Annotated in this window: 21 protein-coding genes; 13 read left to right on the forward strand and 8 right to left on the reverse strand. The window is 62.9% G+C overall.

The genetic code is table 11. The annotated features are described in order from the left end of the window. Positions 1–32: 32 nt before the first annotated feature. From dapC to map, 3 genes are all read right to left on the reverse strand, one after another. The gene (dapC, locus tag LQ956_RS03965) at positions 33–1,232 is read right to left on the reverse strand and encodes a succinyldiaminopimelate transaminase (RefSeq protein WP_238621456.1); all 1,200 of its coding nucleotides are present in this window, start codon (positions 1,230–1,232) and stop codon (positions 33–35) included. Between the two features lie 72 nt (positions 1,233–1,304). Further along, on the reverse strand, positions 1,305–3,998 hold the full coding sequence (glnD, locus tag LQ956_RS03970) for a [protein-PII] uridylyltransferase (protein WP_238629525.1): 2,694 nt from the start codon (positions 3,996–3,998) through the stop codon (positions 1,305–1,307). A 10-nt stretch (positions 3,999–4,008) separates the two neighbouring features. Then, entirely contained in the window at positions 4,009–4,782 is a 774-nt protein-coding gene (gene map, locus LQ956_RS03975) for a type I methionyl aminopeptidase (RefSeq protein ID WP_238621458.1), read from the reverse strand. 257 nt (positions 4,783–5,039) lie between these two features. On the opposite strand from map, the gene rpsB reads away from it, so the two are divergent. The 13 genes from rpsB (at position 5,040) to lpxA (ending at position 17,836) form a co-directional block, all read left to right on the forward strand. Then, the gene (gene rpsB / locus LQ956_RS03980) at positions 5,040–5,801 is read left to right on the forward strand and encodes a 30S ribosomal protein S2 (RefSeq protein ID WP_238621459.1); all 762 of its coding nucleotides are present in this window, start codon (positions 5,040–5,042) and stop codon (positions 5,799–5,801) included. A 69-nt stretch (positions 5,802–5,870) separates the two neighbouring features. After that, a complete protein-coding gene (tsf, locus tag LQ956_RS03985; protein WP_238621460.1) occupies positions 5,871–6,746 on the forward strand; it encodes a translation elongation factor Ts in 876 nt (291 codons plus the stop codon). A 119-nt stretch (positions 6,747–6,865) separates the two neighbouring features. Then, positions 6,866–7,594: a UMP kinase gene (gene pyrH, locus LQ956_RS03990; protein ID WP_238621461.1), complete on the forward strand. Its 729-nt coding sequence runs from the start codon at positions 6,866–6,868 to the stop codon at positions 7,592–7,594. Positions 7,595–7,599: 5 nt separating this feature from the next. Next, a complete protein-coding gene (gene frr / locus LQ956_RS03995) occupies positions 7,600–8,157 on the forward strand; it encodes a ribosome recycling factor (protein ID WP_238621462.1) in 558 nt (185 codons plus the stop codon). 22 nt (positions 8,158–8,179) lie between these two features. Further along, positions 8,180–8,932: a polyprenyl diphosphate synthase gene (uppS, locus tag LQ956_RS04000; RefSeq protein WP_347402046.1), complete on the forward strand. Its 753-nt coding sequence runs from the start codon at positions 8,180–8,182 to the stop codon at positions 8,930–8,932. After that, a complete protein-coding gene (locus LQ956_RS04005; protein WP_238621464.1) occupies positions 8,925–9,749 on the forward strand; it encodes a phosphatidate cytidylyltransferase in 825 nt (274 codons plus the stop codon). The genes uppS and LQ956_RS04005 overlap by 8 nt, the downstream gene beginning before the upstream one ends. A 79-nt stretch (positions 9,750–9,828) precedes the next feature. Then, positions 9,829–11,043, forward strand: coding sequence for a 1-deoxy-D-xylulose-5-phosphate reductoisomerase (ispC, locus tag LQ956_RS04010; protein ID WP_238629526.1), 1,215 nt, complete (start codon positions 9,829–9,831; stop codon positions 11,041–11,043). Next, positions 11,040–12,401: an RIP metalloprotease RseP gene (rseP, locus tag LQ956_RS04015; RefSeq protein ID WP_238621466.1), complete on the forward strand. Its 1,362-nt coding sequence runs from the start codon at positions 11,040–11,042 to the stop codon at positions 12,399–12,401. Before ispC ends, rseP begins: the two co-directional genes overlap by 4 nt. 6 nt (positions 12,402–12,407) lie before the next feature. Then, a complete protein-coding gene (bamA, locus tag LQ956_RS04020; protein WP_238621467.1) occupies positions 12,408–14,705 on the forward strand; it encodes an outer membrane protein assembly factor BamA in 2,298 nt (765 codons plus the stop codon). Positions 14,706–14,784: 79 nt separating this feature from the next. Beyond that, complete coding sequence (locus LQ956_RS04025; RefSeq protein WP_238621468.1) at positions 14,785–15,318, forward strand: OmpH/Skp family outer membrane protein; 534 nt, start codon at positions 14,785–14,787, stop codon at positions 15,316–15,318. A 15-nt stretch (positions 15,319–15,333) separates the two neighbouring features. Then, the gene (lpxD, locus tag LQ956_RS04030) at positions 15,334–16,392 is read left to right on the forward strand and encodes a UDP-3-O-(3-hydroxymyristoyl)glucosamine N-acyltransferase (protein ID WP_238621469.1); all 1,059 of its coding nucleotides are present in this window, start codon (positions 15,334–15,336) and stop codon (positions 16,390–16,392) included. A gap of 209 nt (positions 16,393–16,601) precedes the next feature. Beyond that, on the forward strand, positions 16,602–17,048 hold the full coding sequence (fabZ, locus tag LQ956_RS04035; RefSeq protein ID WP_430733394.1) for a 3-hydroxyacyl-ACP dehydratase FabZ: 447 nt from the start codon (positions 16,602–16,604) through the stop codon (positions 17,046–17,048). Further along, on the forward strand, positions 17,045–17,836 hold the full coding sequence (lpxA, locus tag LQ956_RS04040; RefSeq protein WP_238621471.1) for an acyl-ACP--UDP-N-acetylglucosamine O-acyltransferase: 792 nt from the start codon (positions 17,045–17,047) through the stop codon (positions 17,834–17,836). Before fabZ ends, lpxA begins: the two co-directional genes overlap by 4 nt. Positions 17,837–17,937: 101 nt before the next feature. Here the strand turns inward: lpxA and LQ956_RS04045 are convergent, their stop codons facing one another. From LQ956_RS04045 to lpxB, 5 genes are read right to left on the reverse strand one after another with little or no spacing between them, the layout of a single operon-like run. Continuing rightward, the gene (locus LQ956_RS04045) at positions 17,938–18,114 is read right to left on the reverse strand and encodes a hypothetical protein (RefSeq protein WP_238621472.1); all 177 of its coding nucleotides are present in this window, start codon (positions 18,112–18,114) and stop codon (positions 17,938–17,940) included. 10 nt (positions 18,115–18,124) lie between these two features. Next, complete coding sequence (locus tag LQ956_RS04050; RefSeq protein WP_238629527.1) at positions 18,125–19,045, reverse strand: PH domain-containing protein; 921 nt, start codon at positions 19,043–19,045, stop codon at positions 18,125–18,127. A 49-nt stretch (positions 19,046–19,094) separates the two neighbouring features. Next, complete coding sequence (locus tag LQ956_RS04055) at positions 19,095–19,364, reverse strand: hypothetical protein (RefSeq protein ID WP_238621474.1); 270 nt, start codon at positions 19,362–19,364, stop codon at positions 19,095–19,097. Next, positions 19,339–21,201 (reverse strand): Na/Pi cotransporter family protein, encoded by a 1,863-nt coding sequence (locus LQ956_RS04060; RefSeq protein WP_238621475.1) that lies wholly within the window; start codon positions 21,199–21,201, stop codon positions 19,339–19,341. The genes LQ956_RS04055 and LQ956_RS04060 overlap by 26 nt, the downstream gene beginning before the upstream one ends. Before the next feature lie 6 nt (positions 21,202–21,207). Further along, positions 21,208–22,362 carry a lipid-A-disaccharide synthase gene (gene lpxB, locus LQ956_RS04065; protein WP_238629558.1) on the reverse strand — a complete coding sequence of 385 codons (1,155 nt, stop codon included), beginning with the start codon at positions 22,360–22,362 and terminating at the stop codon, positions 21,208–21,210. Positions 22,363–22,368: the final 6 nt, after the last annotated feature.

The raw sequence follows: 22,368 nt of genomic DNA on the forward strand, positions 1-22,368 counted from the left end.
TGAGGGTAATTATAGGCCGCAGAGCGGCAGGTTCAGTGATCCGCCAGCAACGCCCGGATGCGCTCCGCGGCTTCCACGCATTCCGCCAACGGCGCCACCAGGGCCATGCGCACCCGGTTGCGACCGGGGTTGCCGGCAGCGGTCTCCCTGGACAGGTAACTACCGGGCAGGACGGTGATGTTTTGGCGGACAAAGAGTTCGCGTGCGAAGTGCTCGTCATCCATCGGGACTTCCGGCCATAGATAGAACCCCGCATCGGGGCGGCTCACGGGCAGGACATCTCCCAGGATCTCAAGGACCGCGTCAAACTTGCGGCCGTAGAGGTCCCGGTTTGCCTGCACGTGGGCCTCGTCATTCCAGGCGGCGATGCTGGCGGCCTGGGTGGGCGGCGCCATGCTGCAGCCATGATAGGTCCGGTACTGATGAAAGGCCGCCATGATGCCGGCGTCACCAGCGACGAAGCCCGAGCGCAGCCCCGGTAGATTGGAGCGCTTGGACAGGCTGTGGAAGACCACCACTCGGGCAAAGTCCCGGTATCCCCGACGGGCCGCTACTCCCAACAGGCCCGGCGGTGGCGGCTGGTCGTTGAAATAGATCTCGGAATAGCACTCGTCCGCGGCGATGATGAAGTCATGGCGATGGGCCAGTTCCAGTACTCGGGCCAGGTAGTCCTCCGGCATGACGCTGCCACCGGGATTGCCCGGGCTGCAGAGGTACAGGAGTTGGCAGCGGTCCCATTCCGCGGGGGTGATGCGATCCAGGTCCGGGAGAAAGCCGTTCTCCGGCAACAGGTCCATGAAGCGGGGTCTGGCACCGGCCAGCAGGGCGGCCCCTTCATAGATCTGGTAGAACGGGTTGGGCATGAAGACGTCCGCCGGCTGCCTGCCGCGATCCACCACGCACTGGGCCAGGGCAAACAGCGCCTCCCGGGTGCCGTTCACGGGCAGGATATGCCGATGCGGGTCGAGCAGACCTTCGGGGAGATCGAAACGACGGTCGGCCCAGCCGGCGATGGCCTCGCGCAGGGCATCCTCACCCCGGGTGAGGGGATAACCCGACAGACCATCCAGATGGTCGATGAGGGCATCCCGGGCCACGGCGGGCGCCGCGTGCCGGGGCTCGCCGATGGACAGGGCGATGTGCCCGAGTCCGGCCGGCGGCGTCACCCCCTGCTTGAGGGCGGCCAGCTTCTGGAAAGGGTAGGGTTGCAGTCGATCCAGATCGGGGTTCATCAGGGCCGTGTCGTCGATGGTCTGTTAAACGGCGCGACAGTATACGCCATTCCGGCACGGTCCGGCCGGGCGTCATGCAGTCTGGGCGGCGGCCGGATCCTGCAGCGCCTCCCGTAGGCGCTGCGCGATCCGTTGCTGGCGTTCCGGGTCCTGGATGGGCTGGTCATCCAGGTCGGTGACATAGAATACGTCATCGGCCTGTTCCCCGGCGGTGGCGATCTTGGCATTGTAGACCTTGACGCCGCAGTCCATGAGGGCGATGCCGATCCGTGACAGCAGACCCGGCCGGTCAGCGGTGGAAATGGACAGCACCGTGCGGTTGTGGTGGGGCTGGGGGGCGAAACTGACCTGGGTGGCCACGTCGAAATGCTTGAGCCGGCGGGGGGTGGTGCGCCGGATGACCCCGGGGCGTTTGTCCGGGTCATTGAGTCTTTCCCTGAGCAGTCGGCCGATCTCCTGGACCCGGAATGCGCTGGCGATGGGCTGGCCGGTATCTTCCAGTACCAGGAAGGTGTCCAGGGTGCGATCGGTACGGGTGGTGATGATTCTGGCGTCCACGATGTCCAGCCCCAGCTGGGTCAGGGCGGTGGCGGTCAGGGCAAAGAGATGGGGGTGATCCCGGGTGTAGAGGAATATCTCGGTACTGCCGCGGGCGGTTTCCTGGCGCACCAGGACCAGGGGCAGGTCCGTTTCATCCACCTCATGGATGGCGCGGGTATGCCAGGCGATCTCGTCGGCGGAATGGCGCAGAAAGTATTCTGCATCGAAATGACCCCAGATCCGCAGGCAGTCGGACGCTTCCAGTCCCTGGGCCTTGAGCAGCTCCAGGGCATGGGTCTGTACCTCGCCCACCAGTTCGTCCTGCCCCGGCGGGTTGTCCAGGCCGCGACGCAGCATGCGCTGGGTGGAGGCGTAGAGGTTGGAGATCAGCGAGCTTTTCCAGGAATTCCACAGTTGTGGATTGGTGCCCTGGATGTCCGCCACGGTCAGCAGGTAGAGGTGGTTCAGACGCATGCTGTTACCCACCTGGCCGGCGAATTCCATCACCACCGCCGGATCGGAGATGTCGCGCCGCTGCGCGGTCAGGGACATGAGTAGATGGGCCTTCACCAGCCATGCCACCAGGTTGGCGTCATGGACCGCCAGGCCATGATGCAGGCAGAAGGCGTGTGCCTCGTCGGCACCCAGTTCGGAATGATCACCGTCGCGCCCTTTGGCGATGTCATGAAAGAGTCCCGCCAGATAGAGCAGTTCGGGTTTGGGAATCTGGCGAAAGATCCGCGCGCATTCGGGCAGTTCGCTCTCATGCTCGGGCGCGGCGAACCGCCTGAGGTTACGGATCACCCCCAGAATGTGTTCATCCACGGTATAGATGTGGAACAGATCGTACTGCATCCGGCCCACGATCATGCCGAAGGCGGGCAGATAGGCGGCCAGTACCCCGTAGCGGTTCATTCGCCGCAACTGCCGGGTGACTCCATGGGGCTGGCGCAGGATTTCCATGAACAGGGTGCGGCAGGCGAGGTTGTGGCGAAAGTCATCGTCGATCAGATGGCGCTGGGCGCGGATCTCGCGGATGGTGGACGCCCGGATGCCCTTGAGTTCCGGGTGTTGCTGCAACAGCAGGAAGGTCTCCAGCAGGGCCGGGGGGTACTGGCGGAAGACCTGCGGGTGGGTGATCTCCAGAAAGCCTCGCCGGGCCTGAAAGCGGCGATTGATGGGTACCACCTCGTCACTATGGTCCTCCAGCAGGATGGCCTCGCTGAAGTGCTGCAGCAGCATTTCATTCAGACGTTCCAGCCCCATCACCGTGCGGAAATACTGCTGCATGAACTGCTCCACGGCCAGATTGTGGTCCTGGTCGGTGAAGCCCAGCAGGTTGGCAAGGCGGCGCTGAAAATCAAACAGCAGACGGTCTTCCTTGCGGCCGCTGAGCATGTGCAGGGCAAAGCGCACCCGCCACAGACAGCTCTGTCCGGCCACCAGATCGTGACATTCCGCTTCGGTGAGAAAGCCATGGGAGACCAGTTCTTCCAGGGCGCTGGCGCCGAAGTGGCGCTGGGTCACCCAGCCGATCATCTGGATGTCCCGCAGGCCGCCGGGGCCTTCCTTGAGGTTGGGTTCCAGGCGATAGGCGGTTTCGCCGAAGCGCTGGTGCCGGGCCTCCTGTTCCGTCAGCTTGGCGGCGAAGAACGCGCGGCTGTTCCACATGCGCTCCGGGGCGATCCGCTGCCGTAGGGCCTCGAACCGGCCTGCCGGCATCAGCAGGGGGCGTGACTCCAGCAGGTTGGTGGCGACGGTGATGTCCCGGGCGGCTTCCCGGGTGCAGTCATCCAGGGTGCGCACGCTGTGCCCCACTTCCAGGCCGATATCCCACAAGAAGGTGAGGAACTGCCCGATCCGCTCTTCCTGTTCCTGATTCAGGGGCGTATCGAAGAGCACCAGGATATCGATGTCCGAGCCGGGGTGAAGCTCGCCCCGGCCGTAGCCGCCTACGGCCACCAGGCCCAGGCCGGTTTGCCGGTGCAGCGACAGGGCTTCCCAGGCCGCCACCAGCAGGCGATCCATGGCAGCCGCGCGGGCATGAACCAGGTCGGTGACGTCAACCCCGTCCGTGAAGGCAGTTTCCAGGTCCTTGCGGATCCGGGTGACCAGGGCCGCATAGTGCTGACGGTCCGGCGGTTGCCGAGGGCGCAGGGTCTGGTATGCCGCCTCCCAGCCCAGGCGGTGGGCGATATGGTCCGGCAGGGGGATCAAGGGGCTCATGCAGATCGGCTCAGCGAAGTGGGGTCTCGTCCCGGCGCAGGGTGAGGACCTCATGACCGTCTTCGGTCACGAGGAGGGTGTGCTCCCACTGGGCGGACAGGCTGTGGTCCTTGGTGACGACGGTCCAGCCGTCGGCCAGGAGGCGGGTATGACGCTTGCCCACGTTGACCATGGGTTCGATGGTGAAGGTCATGCCGGGTTTGAGTTCCACCCCTTCGCCGGGGCGTCCGAAGTGCAGCACCTGGGGATCTTCGTGGAACTCCCGGCCGATGCCGTGACCACAGTATTCACGCACCACGCTGAAGCGCTCTCCCTCTACAAAGGTCTGGATGGCATGGCCGATGTCGCCCAGGCGGATGCCCGGCGCCACCATGGCGATGCCGCGCCACAGGGCTTCATGGGCCACATCCACCACCCGCTGGGCCTGAACGGAGGGTTTGCCGACGATGAACATGCGGCTGGTGTCCCCGTGGTAACCGTTGCGGATCACGGTGATGTCGATATTGATGATGTCGCCGTCCTTGAGGCGGCGGTCACCGGGAATGCCATGGCAGACCTGGTGGTTGATCGATGTGCAGATGGACCGGGGAAAGCCGCGGTAGTTCAACGGGGCGGGGACGGCCTTCTGCACCTGGGTGATGTGTTCGTGGCAGAGCCGGTCCAGTTCACTGGTCGTGATGCCCACCTGCACGTGGGGGGCGATCATGTCCAGGACCTCGGCGGCACAGCGGCCGGCCAGACGCATTTTCTCGATTTCTTCCGGGGTCTTGATGATGACGGGCATGCTTTGGGAGGGTCCAGGGGTAAAACGCCTCGGCCGGTGCCGGTTTCGCTGGGCGGGCCGCGCTATGCGTTTGTTGTGAAAGACCGTTTATGGTATAAAGCGCCCGCGCTCCATGCAAACCAAACTGCGGAGCGCAGTTCATCCGACCTTTACGTTTTATGAATCCACACATGCGCCGACACGTTCAGCGGGGTGCCCCTGAAAGGGGTTGCTGATCGGGGCGCATGGAGGCCCAACCCTGAGGAGATCTTCTCATCATGCCTAACGTGACCATGCGTCAAATGCTCGAAGCCGGTGTCCATTTCGGTCACCAGACCCGTTACTGGAACCCCAAGATGGATCAGTACATCTTCGGGCATCGTAACAAGATTCACATCATCAATCTTGAAAAGACCCTGCCCCTTTTCAATGATGCCATGAATTACCTGGGTAAAATGTCTGCCAACGGCGGCAAGATCATGTTCGTCGGCACCAAGCGCTCCGCCCGTGACCTGGTGGCCGAGCACGCCCAACGCTGCAAGATGCCCTACGTCAACCACCGTTGGCTCGGTGGTATGCTGACCAACTTCAAGACCGTGCGTGAATCCATTCGTCGTCTCAAGGAACTGGAGACCATGAAGGAAGACGGCACCCTGAACCGCCTGAGCAAGAAAGAGGCCCTGATGCGCACCCGCGAGATGGAAAAGCTCGAGCGCAGCCTGGGCGGCATCAAGGACATGCCCGGTCTGCCGGACGCCATGTTCGTAATTGACGTGGGCTATGAGCGCATCGCCATCAGCGAAGCCCGCAAGCTGGGCATCCCCGTGGTGGCCGTGGTGGACAGCAACAACTCCCCTGAAGGCGTTGACTATGTCATTCCCGGCAACGACGACGCCATGCGTGCCATCCAGCTCTATCTCGCCGCGGCGGCCGAAGCCGTGACCGATGGTCTCAACGTCGCCCGCACTACCGCCTCCAGCGAGTTTGTCGAGGTGGAAGGCGCCTCCGCGCAGCCCGCGGTAGAAGCTGCCGACAAGTAACACGCTGCCGGGACTGCTCCGTGCATCGGGGCAGTCCCGGCGACACAGATTTGATTCAGGAGTGACCCCATGCAGATTACCGCATCCATGGTTAAGGAACTGCGCGAGCGTACCGGCGCAGGCATGATGGAATGCAAGAAGGCGCTGACCGAGGCCGGTGGTGATATGGACGCCGCCATCGAGCAGATGCGCATGTCCGGCGCCGCCAAGGCCGTAAAGAAGGCAGGCCGTGTGGCTGCCGAAGGCCAGGTGATGGTGGCCGCCGGCGAAGACGGCCGTCGTGCCGCCATCGTGGAAGTGAATTGCGAAACCGATTTCGTGGCCAAGGATGACAATTTCCAGGCCTTCGTGCGTCTGGTGGCCGACACCCTGGTTGCCCAGGCGCCCGCCGATGTGGAGGCCCTGATGGCCCTGTCCACCCCGGAAGGCACCCTGGAAGAGGTCCGTGCCGGCCTGGTGGCCAAGATCGGCGAGAACATTCAGGTGCGTCGCTTTGAAGTGATCGATAGCGAAGGTCGTCCGGGCCATTATCTCCACGGCACCCGCATCGGTGTGCTGGTGGACATGACCGGCGGTAACGAAGATCTGGCACGTGACGTGGCTATGCACATCGCTGCCAGTCGTCCGGTCTGCGTCGATGAGTCCCAGGTGCCCCAGGAACTGCTGGAGCAGGAAAAGAACATCTTCCGCGCCCAGGCCGAGGAAAGCGGCAAGCCTGCCGAGATCATCGAGAAGATGATCGGTGGCCGCATCAAGAAGTATCTGGCTGAAATCACCCTGGTGGGCCAGCCCTTCGTCAAGGAACCCGACAACACCGTGGGCAAGCTGCTGCAGGATGCCGGCGCTCAGGTGAGCCGTTTTGTCCGCTACGAAGTGGGTGAAGGGATCGAGAAGAAGGTGGAAAATTTCGCTGAAGAAGTGATGGCCCAGGCCAAGGGCGCTTGATATCTTCTGTATCCTGATGGCGGTGGCTCCGATCATGGGGCCACCGCTGTTTGCATGAGTGTTCCGGTTCGCCGGCGGCACCCGGTTACAGGCTCCACATAATACAAACAAGGTTTCCCATGAGTGACGACAAGCGTCCCGCCTATAAGCGTATCCTTCTGAAGCTGAGTGGCGAGGCCCTGATGGGTGACCTGGATTTCGGCATCTGTCCGAACATCCTGGCCCGGGTCGCTCGCGAGGTGTCTGAGCTCAGTCGCCTGGGCATTGAGGTGGCCATCGTCATCGGCGGCGGCAATATCTTCCGCGGCGCCGGTATGGCGCAGGGTGGCATGGACCGGGTCACGGCCGACCACATGGGCATGCTGGCCACGGTCATGAATGCCCTGGCCATGCAGGATGCCCTGGAGCGGGAAGGCAAATTCTGTCGCGTCATGTCCGCCCTCAAGATCAACCAGGTCTGCGAGGACTACATCCGTCGTCGTGCCGTGCGTCATCTGGAAAAGGGCCGCATCGTGGTCTTTGCCGCAGGTACGGGTAATCCCTTCTTCACCACCGACACGGCGGCCAGTCTGCGGGCCATCGAGATGAACACCGACGTCATGATCAAGGCCACCAAAGTGGATGGCGTCTATGACTCGGATCCCATGACCAATCCTGATGCCCGGCGCTATGAGCGTCTCACTTATGAAGAAGTGCTCAGCCGCCGTCTGGGCGTCATGGATGCCACGGCCATCGTGATGTGCCGGGACAATGACATGCCGTTGCGGGTCATCAACATATTCAAGGAAGGGGACCTGATGCGCCTGATCATGGGCGAGAACGTCGGTACCCTGGTCGAGAGAGGTTGAACAGCATGATTGAAAGTATCAAGAAGGATGCCGCGACCCGCATGGGTAAGAGCATCGATTCCCTGCGTCAGGAAATGGCCAAGATCCGTACGGGCCGTGCTCATACCAGCCTGCTGGACCACGTGATGGTGGAGTATTACGGCAGCGAGGTGCCCATCCACCAGGTGGCCAACGTGGGCGTGGAAGATTCCCGCACCCTGACCGTGACCCCCTGGGAGCGTCCCATGGTGACCAAGGTGGAGAAGGCCATCATGAACTCCGATCTGGGCCTGAATCCCTCCACCATGGGTGCCGTGATCCGTGTTCCCATGCCGGCCCTCACCGAAGAGCGCCGCAAGGACCTGGTGAAGGTGGTTCGCCATGAGGCGGAAAACGCCCGCGTGGCCATCCGCAACATTCGTCGTGATGCCAACAACGAACTCAAGAACCTGGTCAAGGACAAGTCCATTTCCGAGGACGAGGATCGCAAGGGCCAGGAAGAGGTGCAGAAGCTGACCGACCAGTACATCGCCGAAGTGGACCGGGTGCTGGCGGAAAAAGAAAAGGAACTGATGGCTGTCTGAGCCTCGGGATGAATCGCAGATAGTGACTCAACCGCCCGCCAGTGCATCGGGTATACCGCGTCATGTGGCCGTTATCATGGATGGTAACGGTCGCTGGGCCCGTGCCCGTCATCTCCCCCGCACCGAAGGTCATCGTCAGGGCGTCAATGCCGCCCGCATGGTGGTCCGTGCCTGTGCCTCCCGTGGGGTCAAGGTGCTCACCCTGTTTGCCTTCAGCAGCGAGAACTGGCGTCGCCCCCGTCACGAGGTGGGGACCCTGATGGAGCTGTTCGTGGGCTCGATCCGGCGCGAGTTGCCGGAGTTGGAAGAGAAGGGCATTCGCCTGCGATTCATCGGTGATCGCAGTGCCTTCTCGGCCCGGCTGCAGGAACGCATGGCGGAGGCGGAGCATCGCACCCGCGACAATACCCTGATGGACCTGGTGGTGGCCGTGAGCTACGGTGGGCGGTGGGACATTACCCATGCCGCGGCCGCCGTGGCGGAAAAGGTCCTTACCGGTGAGCTGACACCCGAACAGATCACGCCGGAGATCCTTGAGGGGCATCTGTCCACCGCGAGCCTGCCTGACCCCGATCTGTTCATTCGTACCGGGGGCGAAAAGCGGGTGAGCAATTTTCTGCTCTGGCAGCTGGCCTATACGGAGCTGTTCTTTTCCGACGTGCTCTGGCCGGATTTCAGTGAGGATGACCTGAACCAGGCCTTTGCATGTTTTGCCGGCCGTCAGCGCCGTTTCGGGTACATCGAAGAGCAACTGGCCGGAGGCGGTGGTGCTTAAACAGCGAGTGATAACCGGCCTTTTGCTGGCCGTGGTGGTGTTTTCGGCAGTCCTGTTGCTGCCGTCCTTCTGGTTCGGCCTGGCGGTGTTTGCCGTGTGTCTGGGCGGTGCCTGGGAATGGGCCCGCCTCTGCGGCCTGGAAACAGGCCGGCAACGGGGGCTTTATGTGGCCGGTGTTGCCGCCCTGGCCGGGCTGGGTGCCCTGCTGGCCTTCGGTCTGGAGCAGATCTGGCCGGTGGCGCTGGGGGTGTTGTGGTGGGTGGGGGTGCTGGTGGTGCTGGCCGCCTATCAGCCGGTTGCCCGGGGCGACCGTACCCTGCTGCGGCGCTATGGTCTGGGTAGTGCCGGAATATTGACCCTGGTGCCGGCCTTCATTGCCCTGGTCTGGTTGCATCAGGTGCAGCCGGCGCTGGTGCTGTATCTCATGCTGCTGACGGCCACGGCCGACAGCGCGGCCTATTTTGCCGGGCGTCGTTTCGGTCGCAACAAACTGGCGCCCCGGATCAGTCCCGGCAAGACCCGTGAAGGCTTGCTGGGGGCCTTGATCGCCGTCGTCCCCTTCGGTTTGCTGGGCGCCTGGTACTTTGGCGTGATCCCCACGCTGTGGTTCTTCTTCGTCTGCCTGTGTCTGGTGACGGCCCTGGTGTCCGTGGCGGGGGATCTGTTTGAAAGCGTGCTCAAGCGCGAAGCCGGCGCCAAGGACAGCGGCAGCCTGCTGCCCGGTCATGGCGGTATTCTGGATCGCATCGACAGCCTCACTGCGGCAGCCCCCGTCTTCCTGATGGGCCTCCTGTGGGGCGTAATTATGGCAAGATAGTCCTGCAGACGGCGAAAGCGGTCTTGGCCGGGTCCGGCTTGCCGTTTCACCCCAAGATCAGTTTACCGGGAGACTTCCAATGAGTGCTTCACCAAAGGGCGTCACCGTCCTTGGCGCCACCGGAACCATCGGCGTCAACACCCTGGACGTCATTGCCCGCCATCCGGACCGCTATCGTGCCGTGGCCCTCACCGCCAACGGAAATGTGGAACGGCTGCTGGAACAGTGCCGGACCCATCGCCCGGACTATGCGGTGGTGGCTGACCCCGAACATGCCGGTGTACTGGAGGCTGGCATTCGCGCCGCCGGCCTGTCCACCCGGGTGATGGCCGGCCCCGAGGCCTTGGCCGAGGTGGCCGGCCTGCCGGAAGTCGATTACGTCATGGCGGCGATCGTCGGCGGGGCAGGGCTGCTGCCGTCCCTGGCCGCCGCCAAGGCGGGCAAGCGGGTGCTGCTGGCCAACAAGGAGGCTTTGGTGATGTCCGGGCGCCTATTCATGGATCAGGTACGGGCCTCGGGTGCCCGGCTGCTGCCCATCGACAGCGAGCACAACGCCATCTTTCAGTGCATGCCACCGGACTTTTCCCGTGGGTTGCCCGAGGTGGGGGTGGAAAGGATCCTCCTGACCGCCTCCGGCGGCCCCTTCCGGCGCTTGCCCGCTGAGGATCTGGAGGATGTCACGCCGGATCAGGCCTGTGCCCATCCCAACTGGGTCATGGGCCGCAAGATCTCGGTGGATTCCGCCTCCATGATGAACAAGGGCCTGGAACTGATCGAGGCCTGCTGGCTGTTCGACACCACCCCGGAGCGTGTCGAGGTGGTGCTGCATCCCCAAAGCGTGATTCATTCCATGGTGGCCTACACCGACGGCTCCGTGCTGGCCCAGTTGGGCAACCCGGACATGCGTACGCCCATTGCCCATGCCCTGGCCTGGCCGGAACGCATCGCCTCCGGGGTGGCGCCGCTGGATATCATGGAGATCGCCCGCCTGGACTTCGAACGGCCCGACATGGACCGTTTCCCCTGTCTACGCCTGGCCTACGAGGCCTTCAGCGCCGGCGGTACCGCCACTGCCATCCTCAATGCGGCCAACGAAGTGGCCGTGGATGCCTTCTTGTCGGCGCGTATCCGCTTCACCGATATCCCCCGCCTGATCTCCCATGCCCTGGAGACCCTGCCTCACCAGGAGGCCGATTCCCTGGAGCGGATCCTGGAGGCGGACCGGGAGGCCCGTGAGGTGGCGGCGGCCGCGGTGCGTGAAGGCCGATTTCGTGAGCGTTCGCTGAATTCATGAGCATCCTGATCAGTATCCTGGCCTTCATCGTCGCCATCGGTTTGTTGGTGACGGTGCATGAATTCGGCCATTACTGGGTGGCCCGGCGCTGCGGCGTCAAGGTTCAGCGCTTTTCCATCGGCTTCGGCCGTCCCTTGTGGACGCGGGTGGCCGGTCGGGATCGCACCGAATATGTCATTGCCGCCATCCCCCTGGGCGGCTACGTGAAGATGCTCGATGAGCGGGAAGAGCCCGTCTCCGACGCCGAGCGTCATCGCGCCTTCAACCGTCAGACCGTGGGGCGGCGCATGGCCATCGTCGCCGCCGGTCCGGCAGCGAATTTCCTTTTTGCCATCCTCGCCTACAGCCTGATGTTCATGGTGGGGGTCAGCGGCATCAAGCCCGTGGTGGGCCATGTGGAGCCCGGTTCTCTGGCGGCCGAGGGTGGCTTTGAGGCGCGGGACCTGATCCTGCGGGTGAACGACGCCGAAACAGCTACCTGGGAACTTGCCGCCCTGAATCTGCTCGAACAGGGCCTGGATGGCCGCCGTGTGGACGTGCTGGTGCAGGATGCCGAGGGCAGGGAGGTGATCCGCTCGCTGGACCTGAGCGATCGGCGCCGCCTGCTGGACGAAGGGCCCTTGCTGGACAAGCTGGGCATCGTCGCCTGGCATGCCTGGTCGGAGCCGGTGCTGGGCGAATTGGTCCCCGCCGGCGCCGCAGCCCGTGCCGGACTATGGACGGGGGACCGGATCCTGCAAGCGGACGGCGTTCGCATCGACAGCTGGCAGTCCTGGGTGGCCCATGTTCAGGCCCGCCCCGAGCAGTCGATCGAGCTTTGGATCGAACGTGAAGGCCGCAGTGAGTTCCTGGTCATCCGCACCGACAGCCGTGCGGTCAATGGCGAGCAGGTGGGTCTGATCGGCGCCTATCCCCAGGTGGACGAGGCGGCCGCCGAGGCCATGCGGGCCCATGTTCGCCATGGCCCCTGGATCTCGTTTGCCCGGGGGGTGGAGCGGACCTGGGACATGAGTGTCATGACCCTGCGTGTCATGTGGCGTCTGCTCACCGGTGAGGCGGCGGCGAGCAATATCGCCGGACCCATCAGTATCGCCGAATATGCCGGCGTGACCGCCGTGATCGGGGTCTCGGCATTTCTGGGCTTTCTTGCCATCGTCAGCATCAGTCTCGGGATCATCAACCTGCTGCCGATCCCCATACTCGACGGCGGTCATCTGCTGTACTACTGCGTGGAGCTCATCAAGGGCAGTCCCGTGTCACCGACGGTGGAGGCCATCGGTCAACGGGTCGGGATCGTGCTGATCGGTCTTTTGATGACGCTCGCGTTCTACAACGATTTCATGCGAATCCTGGGTTGAAACCGAATGTCTCGTGAGTCACGACGTCTGCTCGCCGGTCTGGGCCTTGCCGCCATCCTTGGCTGGTCAACATCGGCCCTGGCCGGAAACGGCTTTGTGATCCAGGACATTGAGGTCGAGGGTCTGCAACGCATTGCCGCCGGCACGGTGTTCACCTATCTCCCGGTGGCCGTGGGAGATGCCTTTGATGACGGTCAGGCACCGGAGGTCATCCGGGCCCTGTTCCGCACCGGTTTCTTCTCCGATATCTCCCTGCGCCGGCGTGAGGACGTGCTGGTGGTGGTGGTGGAGGAGCGGCCTGCCATCAACGAGATCCGCATCAGCGGCAACCGGGACATCAAGACCGACCAGCTCATGGACGCCCTGCGTCAGGTGGGCATGGCCCGCGGACGGGTCTTCAACCGCACCGTGCTTGAGCGCATGGAGAATGAACTCCTGCAGCAGTATTTCGCCCGCGGCAAGTACAACGTGCAGGTGGACGTGGAAGTGGAACCGCTGCCCCGCAACCGGGTGGATGTGGTCATCGAGATTGCCGAGGGGCGCGTGGCCCGGATCCAGCAGGTCAGGGTGGTAGGAAACGAGTCCTATTCCGAGCGGGATCTGACCCGTCGTTTTGACTCCGGTGTACCTCGCTGGTATGCCCTGTTCAGCCGCCGTGACCATTATTCCAAGCAGCGCCTGGCGGGTGACCTGGAAAAACTGCGCACCCGCTATTTGGATTCCGGTTTCATCAACTTCAACGTGGATTCCACACAGGTTACCCTGACACCTGACCGTCGGGACATCTACGTCACCGTCAATATCGACGAAGGTGAGCAGTATCGGGTGAGCGAGGTCAGCCTGGCGGGCAACCTCATCGTGGATGAGCGGGAGCTGAAGGATCTGCTGGCCATTGCCCAGGGAGATACCTTTTCCCGCAGTCTGATCACCGAGACCTCCAACCGCATCACCCGCCGTCTCGGGGATGAAGGTTACGCCTTTGCCAACGTCAACCCGATCCCCCAGCTGGACGAGGCCAATCAGGAGGTCGCCCTGACCTTCTTCGTTGATCCCGGCCAGCGGGTCTACGTGCGTCGGATCAATTTCACCGGTAATTCGCGCACCCGGGACGAGGTCTTCCGCCGCGAGATGCGTCAGATGGAAGGGGGCTGGTACTCCGCCTCTCACGTGGACCGTTCCCGGGTCCGGCTGCAGCGCCTGTCCTACGTGGAGGACGTCAACATTGAGACCCGCCGGGTGGCGGGGACCGAGGACCAGGTGGACCTGGACATTACGGTATCCGAGCGTATGTCCGGCAGTTTCATGATCGGTGCCGGTTATTCCCAGAGCCAGGGCGTGCTGTTCAATACCAGCCTGTCCCAGGAGAACTTCTTCGGCACCGGGAACAGGGTCTCCCTGGCGTTGAACAACAGCCGGGTGAGCACCCTCTACAGCCTCTCCTTCACCAATCCTTACCACACCCTGGACGGGGTCAGTCGCGGCTTCAATATCTTCTACCGGGAGACGGATGCCTTCCGGGCGGATATTTCCCGCTATTCGTCCAACCGGCTGGGGGCCAACATCACCTACGGCATTCCCCTCACCGAGTACAACACCTTCCGCATCACACCCGGTTATGAGCGGGTGGAGATCCTCACCTCCGACAATACTCCGGATGAGATTTTCCAGTATCTGGATGACAACGGTGATCGCTACGATCTCTACACCCTGGCCACCAGCTTCATCCATGACACCCGTAACCGCACCGTGTTCGCAGAGCGGGGCAACCTGCAGCGGATCAGTCTGGAGGCCGCCCTGCCGGGCAGCGATCTTGAGTACTACAAGGTGGATTACCGTAACCAGCTCTTCATCCCGTTGCGGCCCGGGCTGACCTTCGCCCTGTCCGGGGAAGTGGCCTACGGGGATGCCTACGGGGATTCCACCGATCTGCCCTTCTTCGAGAAGTTCTTCGCTGGCGGCACCCGCTCGGTGCGTGGCTATCGGGACCTGAGCCTGGGCCCCCGGGATAGTCGTGATGATCCCTTCGGTGGGAACTTCCGGGTGCTGGGCAGTGCCGAACTGATCTTCCCGCCGCCGTTCATGGACCAGGCCCCCAATGTGCGCATGAGCCTGTTCCTGGATGCCGGTCAGGTCTTCGAGACCTATGACGATTTCGAGACCGGAGAGATCCGTGCCTCCATCGGCGCCGGCATGACCTGGTTGTCCCCGGTGGGCGCGTTGACATTCAGTCTGGCGCAGGCGTTAAATGACAAACCCGAAGATCGCCTGCAGTCGTTCCAGTTCAGTATCGGCGCCTCGTTCTGACGGGGTCCGCCGAGCTTGGGAAGGGTTGTTGAACGGGCCTGTCCTGCCCCTTAGTCTGTCCAAGTTTTGGAGAAAAGGTTTGAAGCGCAATGTCCTGAGAATCACCACCGGCCTGCTGCTGGTGTGTCTGTTGGCGATCTCCGGTGCCGCTGTGGCCAATGCCAAAGTGGCCTTCGTCAACATCAATCGTGTCATGGAGCAGTCGCCCCAAGCCGAAGCCTCCTTGCGGGCGCTGGAAGAAGAGTTTTCTCCCCGCGACTCGGAGCTGGTGGCCGAGCGGGATGCCCTGCGCCGGATGCAGGAGCGCCTGCAACGGGACTCGGAGGTGATGGGTGCGGATCAACGCGCCCAACTCGAACGTGAATTCCGCAATCGCTCCCGGGAATTCACCCGTGCCCAAGACATGTTTCAGGAAGACCTGAATGTGCGGCGCAACGACGAACTGGCCAGGCTCCAGCGCCTGGTGCAGAGCGTGATCCTGGACATTGCCCGGGCCGATAACGTGGACTTGGTGGTTACCGAGCGCACGGTCCTGTTTGCCAGTGACCGGATCGACATGACCGGCAAGGTCCTGGAAGAGCTTCGCCGTCAGCATCAAAGACCCCGCCGCTGATCCGGGGCGCGGGTGATGTCGGTTTCACTCAACACGTTGGCACAGGCCATTGGCGCCGACCTGCACGGCTCAGGCGCCGATGTGGGTGCCCGTATCCTTGACGGCGTGGCTGCATTGGAGAATGCCGGACCCCGCCAGCTGTGCTTCATGACCCATGATCGCTATCTCCCGCAACTCCGGCAGAGCCGGGCGGGTGCGGTCATCCTGAAGTCCAGGCACCTGTCGGCGTGCCCGGTGCCCGCGCTGGTGTGTGACAACCCTCATCTGGGATTCGCCCGCGCGGCGGGCCTGCTGCATCCCGAGCCTGTGCCCGCATCCGGTATTCATGACAGTGCCGTGGTCAGCCCTGAGGCCTGGATTCACCCCTCGGCCAGCGTAGGACCCCAGTGCGTTGTCGCGGCGGGCGTCCGGCTGGGTGCCCATGTGGTGCTGGGTCCGGGCTGCATCATCGGCGAAGACGCCCATATCGGGGAAGGGACCCGGATGCTGGCCAGGGTGACGGTGGGGGCCGGTGTTTGCATCGGTCGCCGGGGACTTTTGCACCCCGGGGCGGTGGTGGGTTCCGAAGGTTTCGGCTTCGCGAAGGATGGCGAGGCGTGGATCAGGGTACCGCAGGTGGGTACGGTGATCATTGGTGATGATGTGGAGGTGGGGGCCAACACCACCATCGATCGTGGGGCGCTGGAAGATACCGTGATCGAGGATGGCGTGAAGCTGGATAACCTGATTCAGGTTGCCCACAACGTCCATATCGGCGCCCACACGGCCCTGGCCGGCTGCGTGGGGATCGCCGGTAGCGCCCGGATCGGCAAGCACTGCTCCATCGGGGGTGGCGTGGGCATTGCGGGCCATCTTGAAATTGCCGACGGGGTGACGGTGACGGGCATGACCCTGGTCAGCCGTTCCATCCCTGAACCCGGCGTCTACTCCTCGGGCGTTCCCTTTTCACCGGCGCGCGAATGGAATCGCAGTCTGGCTCATCTGCGGCGTCTGGACACCCTGTCGAGACGGGTTAAATCCCTGGAGGAACAGGCATCACACCAGGGCGTTCGGGATGATCCTGATAACGAATAATCAGTGGTTTGCAGGTATTGCGCAGGGTAGAACCCTGCAGGATGACTGTGAACGAATGGCCATATAAGGGGTGTTCTGAATAAGTCGTTCCCGCGCAAGCGGGAATCCAGTCACAGGCTGAAAATCCTGGACGCTCGCCTTCGCGAGGGTGGCCTCAGGGGACTTGTTCAGTTTTCCTAACACACATAAGGAATGACAACTTGGATTCCATGAGCATACATGAGGTGCTGCGTTACCTGCCGCATCGTTTTCCTTTTTTGATGGTGGATCGGGTCACTGACCTGAAGCCCGGGGAATATCTGGAGGCTATCAAGAACGTCTCCATCAATGAGCCCTATTTTCCGGGCCATTTCCCCGTTCGTCCGGTCATGCCGGGTGTGCTGATCCTGGAGGCCCTGGCCCAGGCCACCGGCCTGCTGGCCTTCAAGACCCAGGAGCATCGGGGCGAGACCGACAAGCAGCAACTCTATCTCTTCGTGGGCATCGACGAGGCCCGTTTCCGTCGTCAGGTGGAGCCGGGTGATCAGCTCCACCTGCGGGTGGAACTGCTGCGCGTGGTACGGGGAATCTGGCGCTTCAATGCCGTGGCCAGGGTGGATGGTGAGGTGGTGGCCACCGCGACGCTGATGTGTGCCGGGAAGGATCTGGAGTCATGATCGATGCTCGTGCCGTCATAGACCCAGAGGCGCGTATCGAGGAGGGAGTCCATATCGGGGCCTTTACCGTCATCGGCCCGGGTGTGAGTATCGGCAAGGGGACCTGGATCGGGTCCCATGTGGTGATCACCGGCACTACCCATATCGGCCAGGACTGCAAGATCTATCAGTTCGCGTCCCTGGGGGAAGCCCCCCAGGACCTGGGGTATCGGGATGAGGAAACGGCCCTGGAAATCGGTGATCGCACCGTGATTCGGGAGTACGTTACCATCAGCCGCGGTACACCCAAGGGCGGCGCTGTGACCCGGGTGGGGACCGATAATCTCATCATGGCCTATGTCCACATCGCCCATGATTGCCTCGTCGGCAATCACGTCGTATTTTCCAATGCGGCTTCACTCGCCGGACATTGCCAGGTAGGGGACCGGGCGGTGCTGGGCGGGTTCACCCTGGTCCATCAGTTCTGCCGTGTGGGGTCCCATGCCTTTACCAGCATGGGTTCCGCCCTGAATCGGGATCTACCGCCTTACTGCATGGCCTCGGGCAATTACGCCCGTGCCATAGGCATCAATAAGATAGGGCTCCGGCGTCGCGGTTATTCCGGGGAGACCATCCGTGCCCTGCAACGGACATTCCGCCATCTGGTGGACGGTCGTAACCGGGAGCAGGGCCTGGCCGCCGTGGCCCCGTTGGTACAGGCCTACCCGGAGGTGGCCGATTTCGTCGCGTTTGTCCGTGAAAGTCCCCGCGGCATTCTGCGCACCGACCGGCGCCGTTCCACGGACTGATCGGCGCCGCCTTCGCGGGCAAGGCCCACTCCCAGGGCCTGTGTTGTACCTTTGTGGGAGCGGCCCCGGCCGCGAATCAGCGCAGGCATGCGCTGACACATTCAGAGCTGGGAGTCCCCGGACCCGGACTCCCGTTTCAACGTCACGTCTACGATCCGCACCTGCCTGATCGCCTCGATCTGATGATCGGCGAACAGCTGCTCCGCCAGCCTGCGCATGTCACCCAGGCTGACCTTGGACAGGGCGATGTCCAACTCCACGGTCACTTCAACCTTCATCAGAAAAACCTCAGAATGAACTGGTAACCACGCGCCCGGACGGGTCCAGCATGTCCCGCAATGTCTCCGGATCCGCAATCCCGGGCAGTTTCAGACTTTGCCCGCCATGGCAGATGATGCCCACCTTGCCGTAGCCGAGCAGACGACCCAGCCAGCTGCGATAGATGCCCGCCGCCTTGATCTCATCCAACCTCATGACCCGGGTCCGACGCAGCAGCGTACCCGTCACGGTGATCATGCGCCGGTCCGTAATGGAGACTTCCGTGTTCAGGAATATGGCCAGCGCTCGTGCCATGATGCCGGGCAGCACCGCCAGGTAGATGATGGCGGCGATGACCTCGCCGCCCAGACCAAAGGGACCCAGCACCAGCAGCAGGCAGAGGGTGACGAGTTGGATGGGGGGCAGGAAGATGGCCCAATGGGTATCCGCCTGAAGTATCAGATGCTCTTCTTCCTCCAGCACGGTCTGGGTTACATCCGTTCGACCCAGGGAAAAGGAGAGGATGGCCATGATGATGGCCACCGGCAGCAGCAGGGTACCGGCCACCAGCAGGGTGGTTCCCATTGGGGTGCCAAAGAAATTCACCCCTGCGAACAGGTTGATCCCGGCCGCGACCATCACCCCCGTCGCGGTGAAGTTGAGGCGGCGTTTCCAGCGTTTCTCGTTGCGTATGCGTTCGCAGCGTTGTCTGGGCCACCAGCGCACCAGCAGGTTGATGAGCGTGAGGGGAAACAGGATGACGAACAGGGTCAGAGAGATCAGTGCCCCCTGCCCAAGCAGAACCATGGAACCCATGAGGCTGGCCAGTGAAGTCAGGGCCAGGGTAATGGGGATCCAGCGGGGAGATCGGGAGGTGTCCTTCGATGTCGTACTCAAGTTGAGGCTCCAGTTAGGCACGATGGGACCCCGGACCGGGTCGAGAGCCTTCATTTTGCCTGATATCCGCCCCTGATGCCCATGCCGGCACAGCATCCGGTGATCAGGGCGACGGTTGTTCCTTGTTGCGTCCCTTGATTTCCCGCACTCGCTCGATCCCCTTGCGGCGTTGGGCGTAGATCACCTGCAGCTTCTGTGAGATCTCCTCGTACTCATCGCCGGGCGGGGTCTCTTCAAGCTTGGTGGTTAGATCCCGTTCCTTGGCCTTGAGTTTTTTGAGGACCTTGCGGATGGATTTGAGTTCTTTGCGCTGGGCGGTCTGATCCGCGTTGAGAAAACCGGCCAGCCTAGCCAGCAGTTTTTTCGTCTTCATCAGTGTGCGTCCGCGTCCTGGGATTGGAATTGCCCCCGGCCATTCGCGCGATGTCCTGTTCATCCAGTGCCAGTTGATCTTCAGCGGACTGTTCCGCCCGGGTGGGTGGGAGCAGCAGCGCATGGCTGGCCTCGATCAGGTTCGAGCAGATCTCGAAGGCGTAGTTCTCATCGTTCATCATCGACGTGGCGATGGAGGAAGACAAGCGTCTGCCACGGATCAGCGCGTTGAGGTCTGCCGTGAAGCTGCGGCCGGATTTATTCACCGACAGCTTAAGGGCATCCAGTGACAGACTTGTGACAGTCTCCGGGTCCTGGGATCGGAGTTGGCGGATTTCTCGCAGCACCTTGGCAATCTGCAGACGGATGGTGTCATAGCGCTCCCGGATCAGCGGATTGCCGGAGACGCCATGGCGGGAGAGGTTCTTTTGCAGGTGCTTGGTGGCCTTCACCGCCTCGACGATATCGCGGCTGGCCTGCTGCAGGACGTAGAGCTGTTCCACCGATTGCTGGGACAGCTCACGGCCCTGGATCTCGCTGATGAAGGCAACGATGTCGCTGTGCAGGCTCTTGATCCTTGCCTCATAGAGGTCGTCCACATCCAGCGGGATGATGCGGCGGGTATTTTTCACGGCGTCCACCAGCGATTGGTCGGAGTCGATCACCGAACGGCGCAGGCTGACCCCGTGGGCGATCAGATCATGGGCATTGTCATAGAGATGTCCCACTTCCTTGCGCAGGGCGCTGATGGCCGCGGCCGGTGTCTCCAAGGCGCCGGGATAGAGGTACAGGGGTTTTTCCCTGGATTTCGGGGCAAAGTTCACATGTTTGAGCAGCGCCCGCTCCAGCACGCCGGTGAAGGGCGCCAGCAGGATGACGCCCAGCAGATTGAACAGGGTATGGAACAGGGCCAGCTTGAGCAGGTATTCGTCGTCGGCAAGTCCCATCAATGCGCCCAGATAGTCCACCGCCCAGGCCATCTGCCCGATGAAGGTGATGGCCACGGCAGCAGTCATGACATTGAACAGTACATGGGCGATGGCCAGGCGCTTGCCGCCCAGGTTGGCGGTCATGCCGCCGATGGCAGTGGTGATGGCGCTGCCCAGGTTGGCGCCGATGGCCAGGGCGAGGGCGCTGTCATAGCTGATCTGACCGGTGGCCAGGGCGGTGATGATCACCAGCAGGGTGGCATGGCTGGACTGCATGATCACGGTGATCAGCATGCCGATGCCGGTATAAAGCAGCACCCCGAGGACGCCCGGAATCACATAACCGGAAAGATCGAAGGCCCCCTGGAAGGCCTCGAAGCCTTCTTTCATGTAATGGATGCCCAGGAACAGGAAGCCCACCCCCAGGGTCGCGTAACCAATACCCTGGAGGATCTTCGAGCGCTGCAACAGCAGGATGACGCCGATGACCAGAGCGGGCATGGCATAGCCGGCGATGTCCACCCGCAGACCCAGGCCGGCGATCAGCCAGGCTCCGGTGGTGGTGCCCAGGTTGGCTCCCATGATGACGCCGATGCCGGCCGCCAAGGTAATCATCTCGGCGCTGACGAAGGAAATGGTGACCAGCGACACCAGGGTGCTGGACTGCATCAGGGTGGTGCTGGTGATGCCGAAGGCGATACTCTTCCAGAGCCGGTTGGTGCATGTCCGCAGCACCTGTTCCAGGGCGCCCCCGGTGAAGCTCTTGAAGCCCTTTTCCAGCGACAGCATGCCGAACAGGAATAGCGCCACCCCGGCGGCGATTTCCTTGAAATCCGGACTGATCCAGAAGCCGTAGCTCAGGATCAGCAGGAGCAGGGGCAACGGGGCTTGGCGCCAGAACCTGAGCACAGTGGGTCAACCCTCCCGATCGGATGTGTTCAGCAGGTGTCCGTGCTCAATCAGCTCCAGCGCCATCCTGGCCACTTTTTCCGATCCTCCCCCTTCTCCCAGGCGTTCCCGGACCTCGATCAGGGCCGCCACCACCGAGCGGTGATAATCCTCATCCGCCAGCAGGCGTTCCACCTCCTCACCGATATTCTGCGCCGTGGCGGCATCCTGCACGAACTCCCGTACCACTTCCCGGCCGGCGACGATATTGGCCAGGCCGATATGGGGAATCAGGATCAGACGGCTCAGGATGGCGTGGGTGATGGGGGCGACCCGGTAGATGATGGCCATGGGGGTCCTGAGCAGGGCCGCCTCCAGGGTGGCCGTGCCGGAGGCGATGATGAGGGCGCGGCTGACCGACATGACGTCATAGGTTCGCCCGCTCACCTGCAGGATGTCCAGGGACGGGTCCAGATAGGGTACCACGTCGCCGGCCACGTCCACCCCCGGGGCCAGGGGCATCACGAAGCGGATCTGCGGATGCCGTTGTCGCAGCCACCGGCAGGCCTCCATCATGATGGGTAGGTGGCGGCGCAGTTCCCCGCTGCGGCTGCCGGGCAGCAGTGCCACCGGGGGGCGGTCCGGGTCCAGGCCCAGGCTTGCCCGGATCTCCTGCGGCGTGGCGGAGGGGAGTACCACGTCCACCAGGGGATTGCCCACATAGCGGACCGGGATGCCGTAACGCCGGTAGACGTCCACCTCGAAGGGAAACAGCACCGCCATGGCATCGATGACCCGGCCGATGCGCTTGACCCGATGGGGCCGCCAGGCCCAGATCTGGGGGCTGACATAGAACAGCACCCGGATGCCCAGGGCCTTGGCGGCCTTGGCCAGGCGCAGGTTGAACTCCACATAGTCCACCAGCACCAGCAGATCCGGCGGGTCTGACTGCAGGTGCTGCTTGAGGGTCTCCAGGGCCCGGCGGATATCCCGGTACTGGGCGATCACCTCCCACAGGCCCACCACCGCCAGGCGCCCGGCATCCACGACCAGTTCCACCCCCGCCTCACGCATGGCGCCGCAGCCCATGCCGGTATAGCGATTGCCGGGACGCAGGCCTTCAAGGGCGCGGACCATGTTGGCGGCATGCAGGTCGCCGGAGACCTCGCCGGCGACGATCATGACATG

The organism is Ectothiorhodospira lacustris (genome assembly GCF_022227845.1).
Classification (GTDB): domain Bacteria; phylum Pseudomonadota; class Gammaproteobacteria; order Ectothiorhodospirales; family Ectothiorhodospiraceae; genus Ectothiorhodospira; species Ectothiorhodospira lacustris.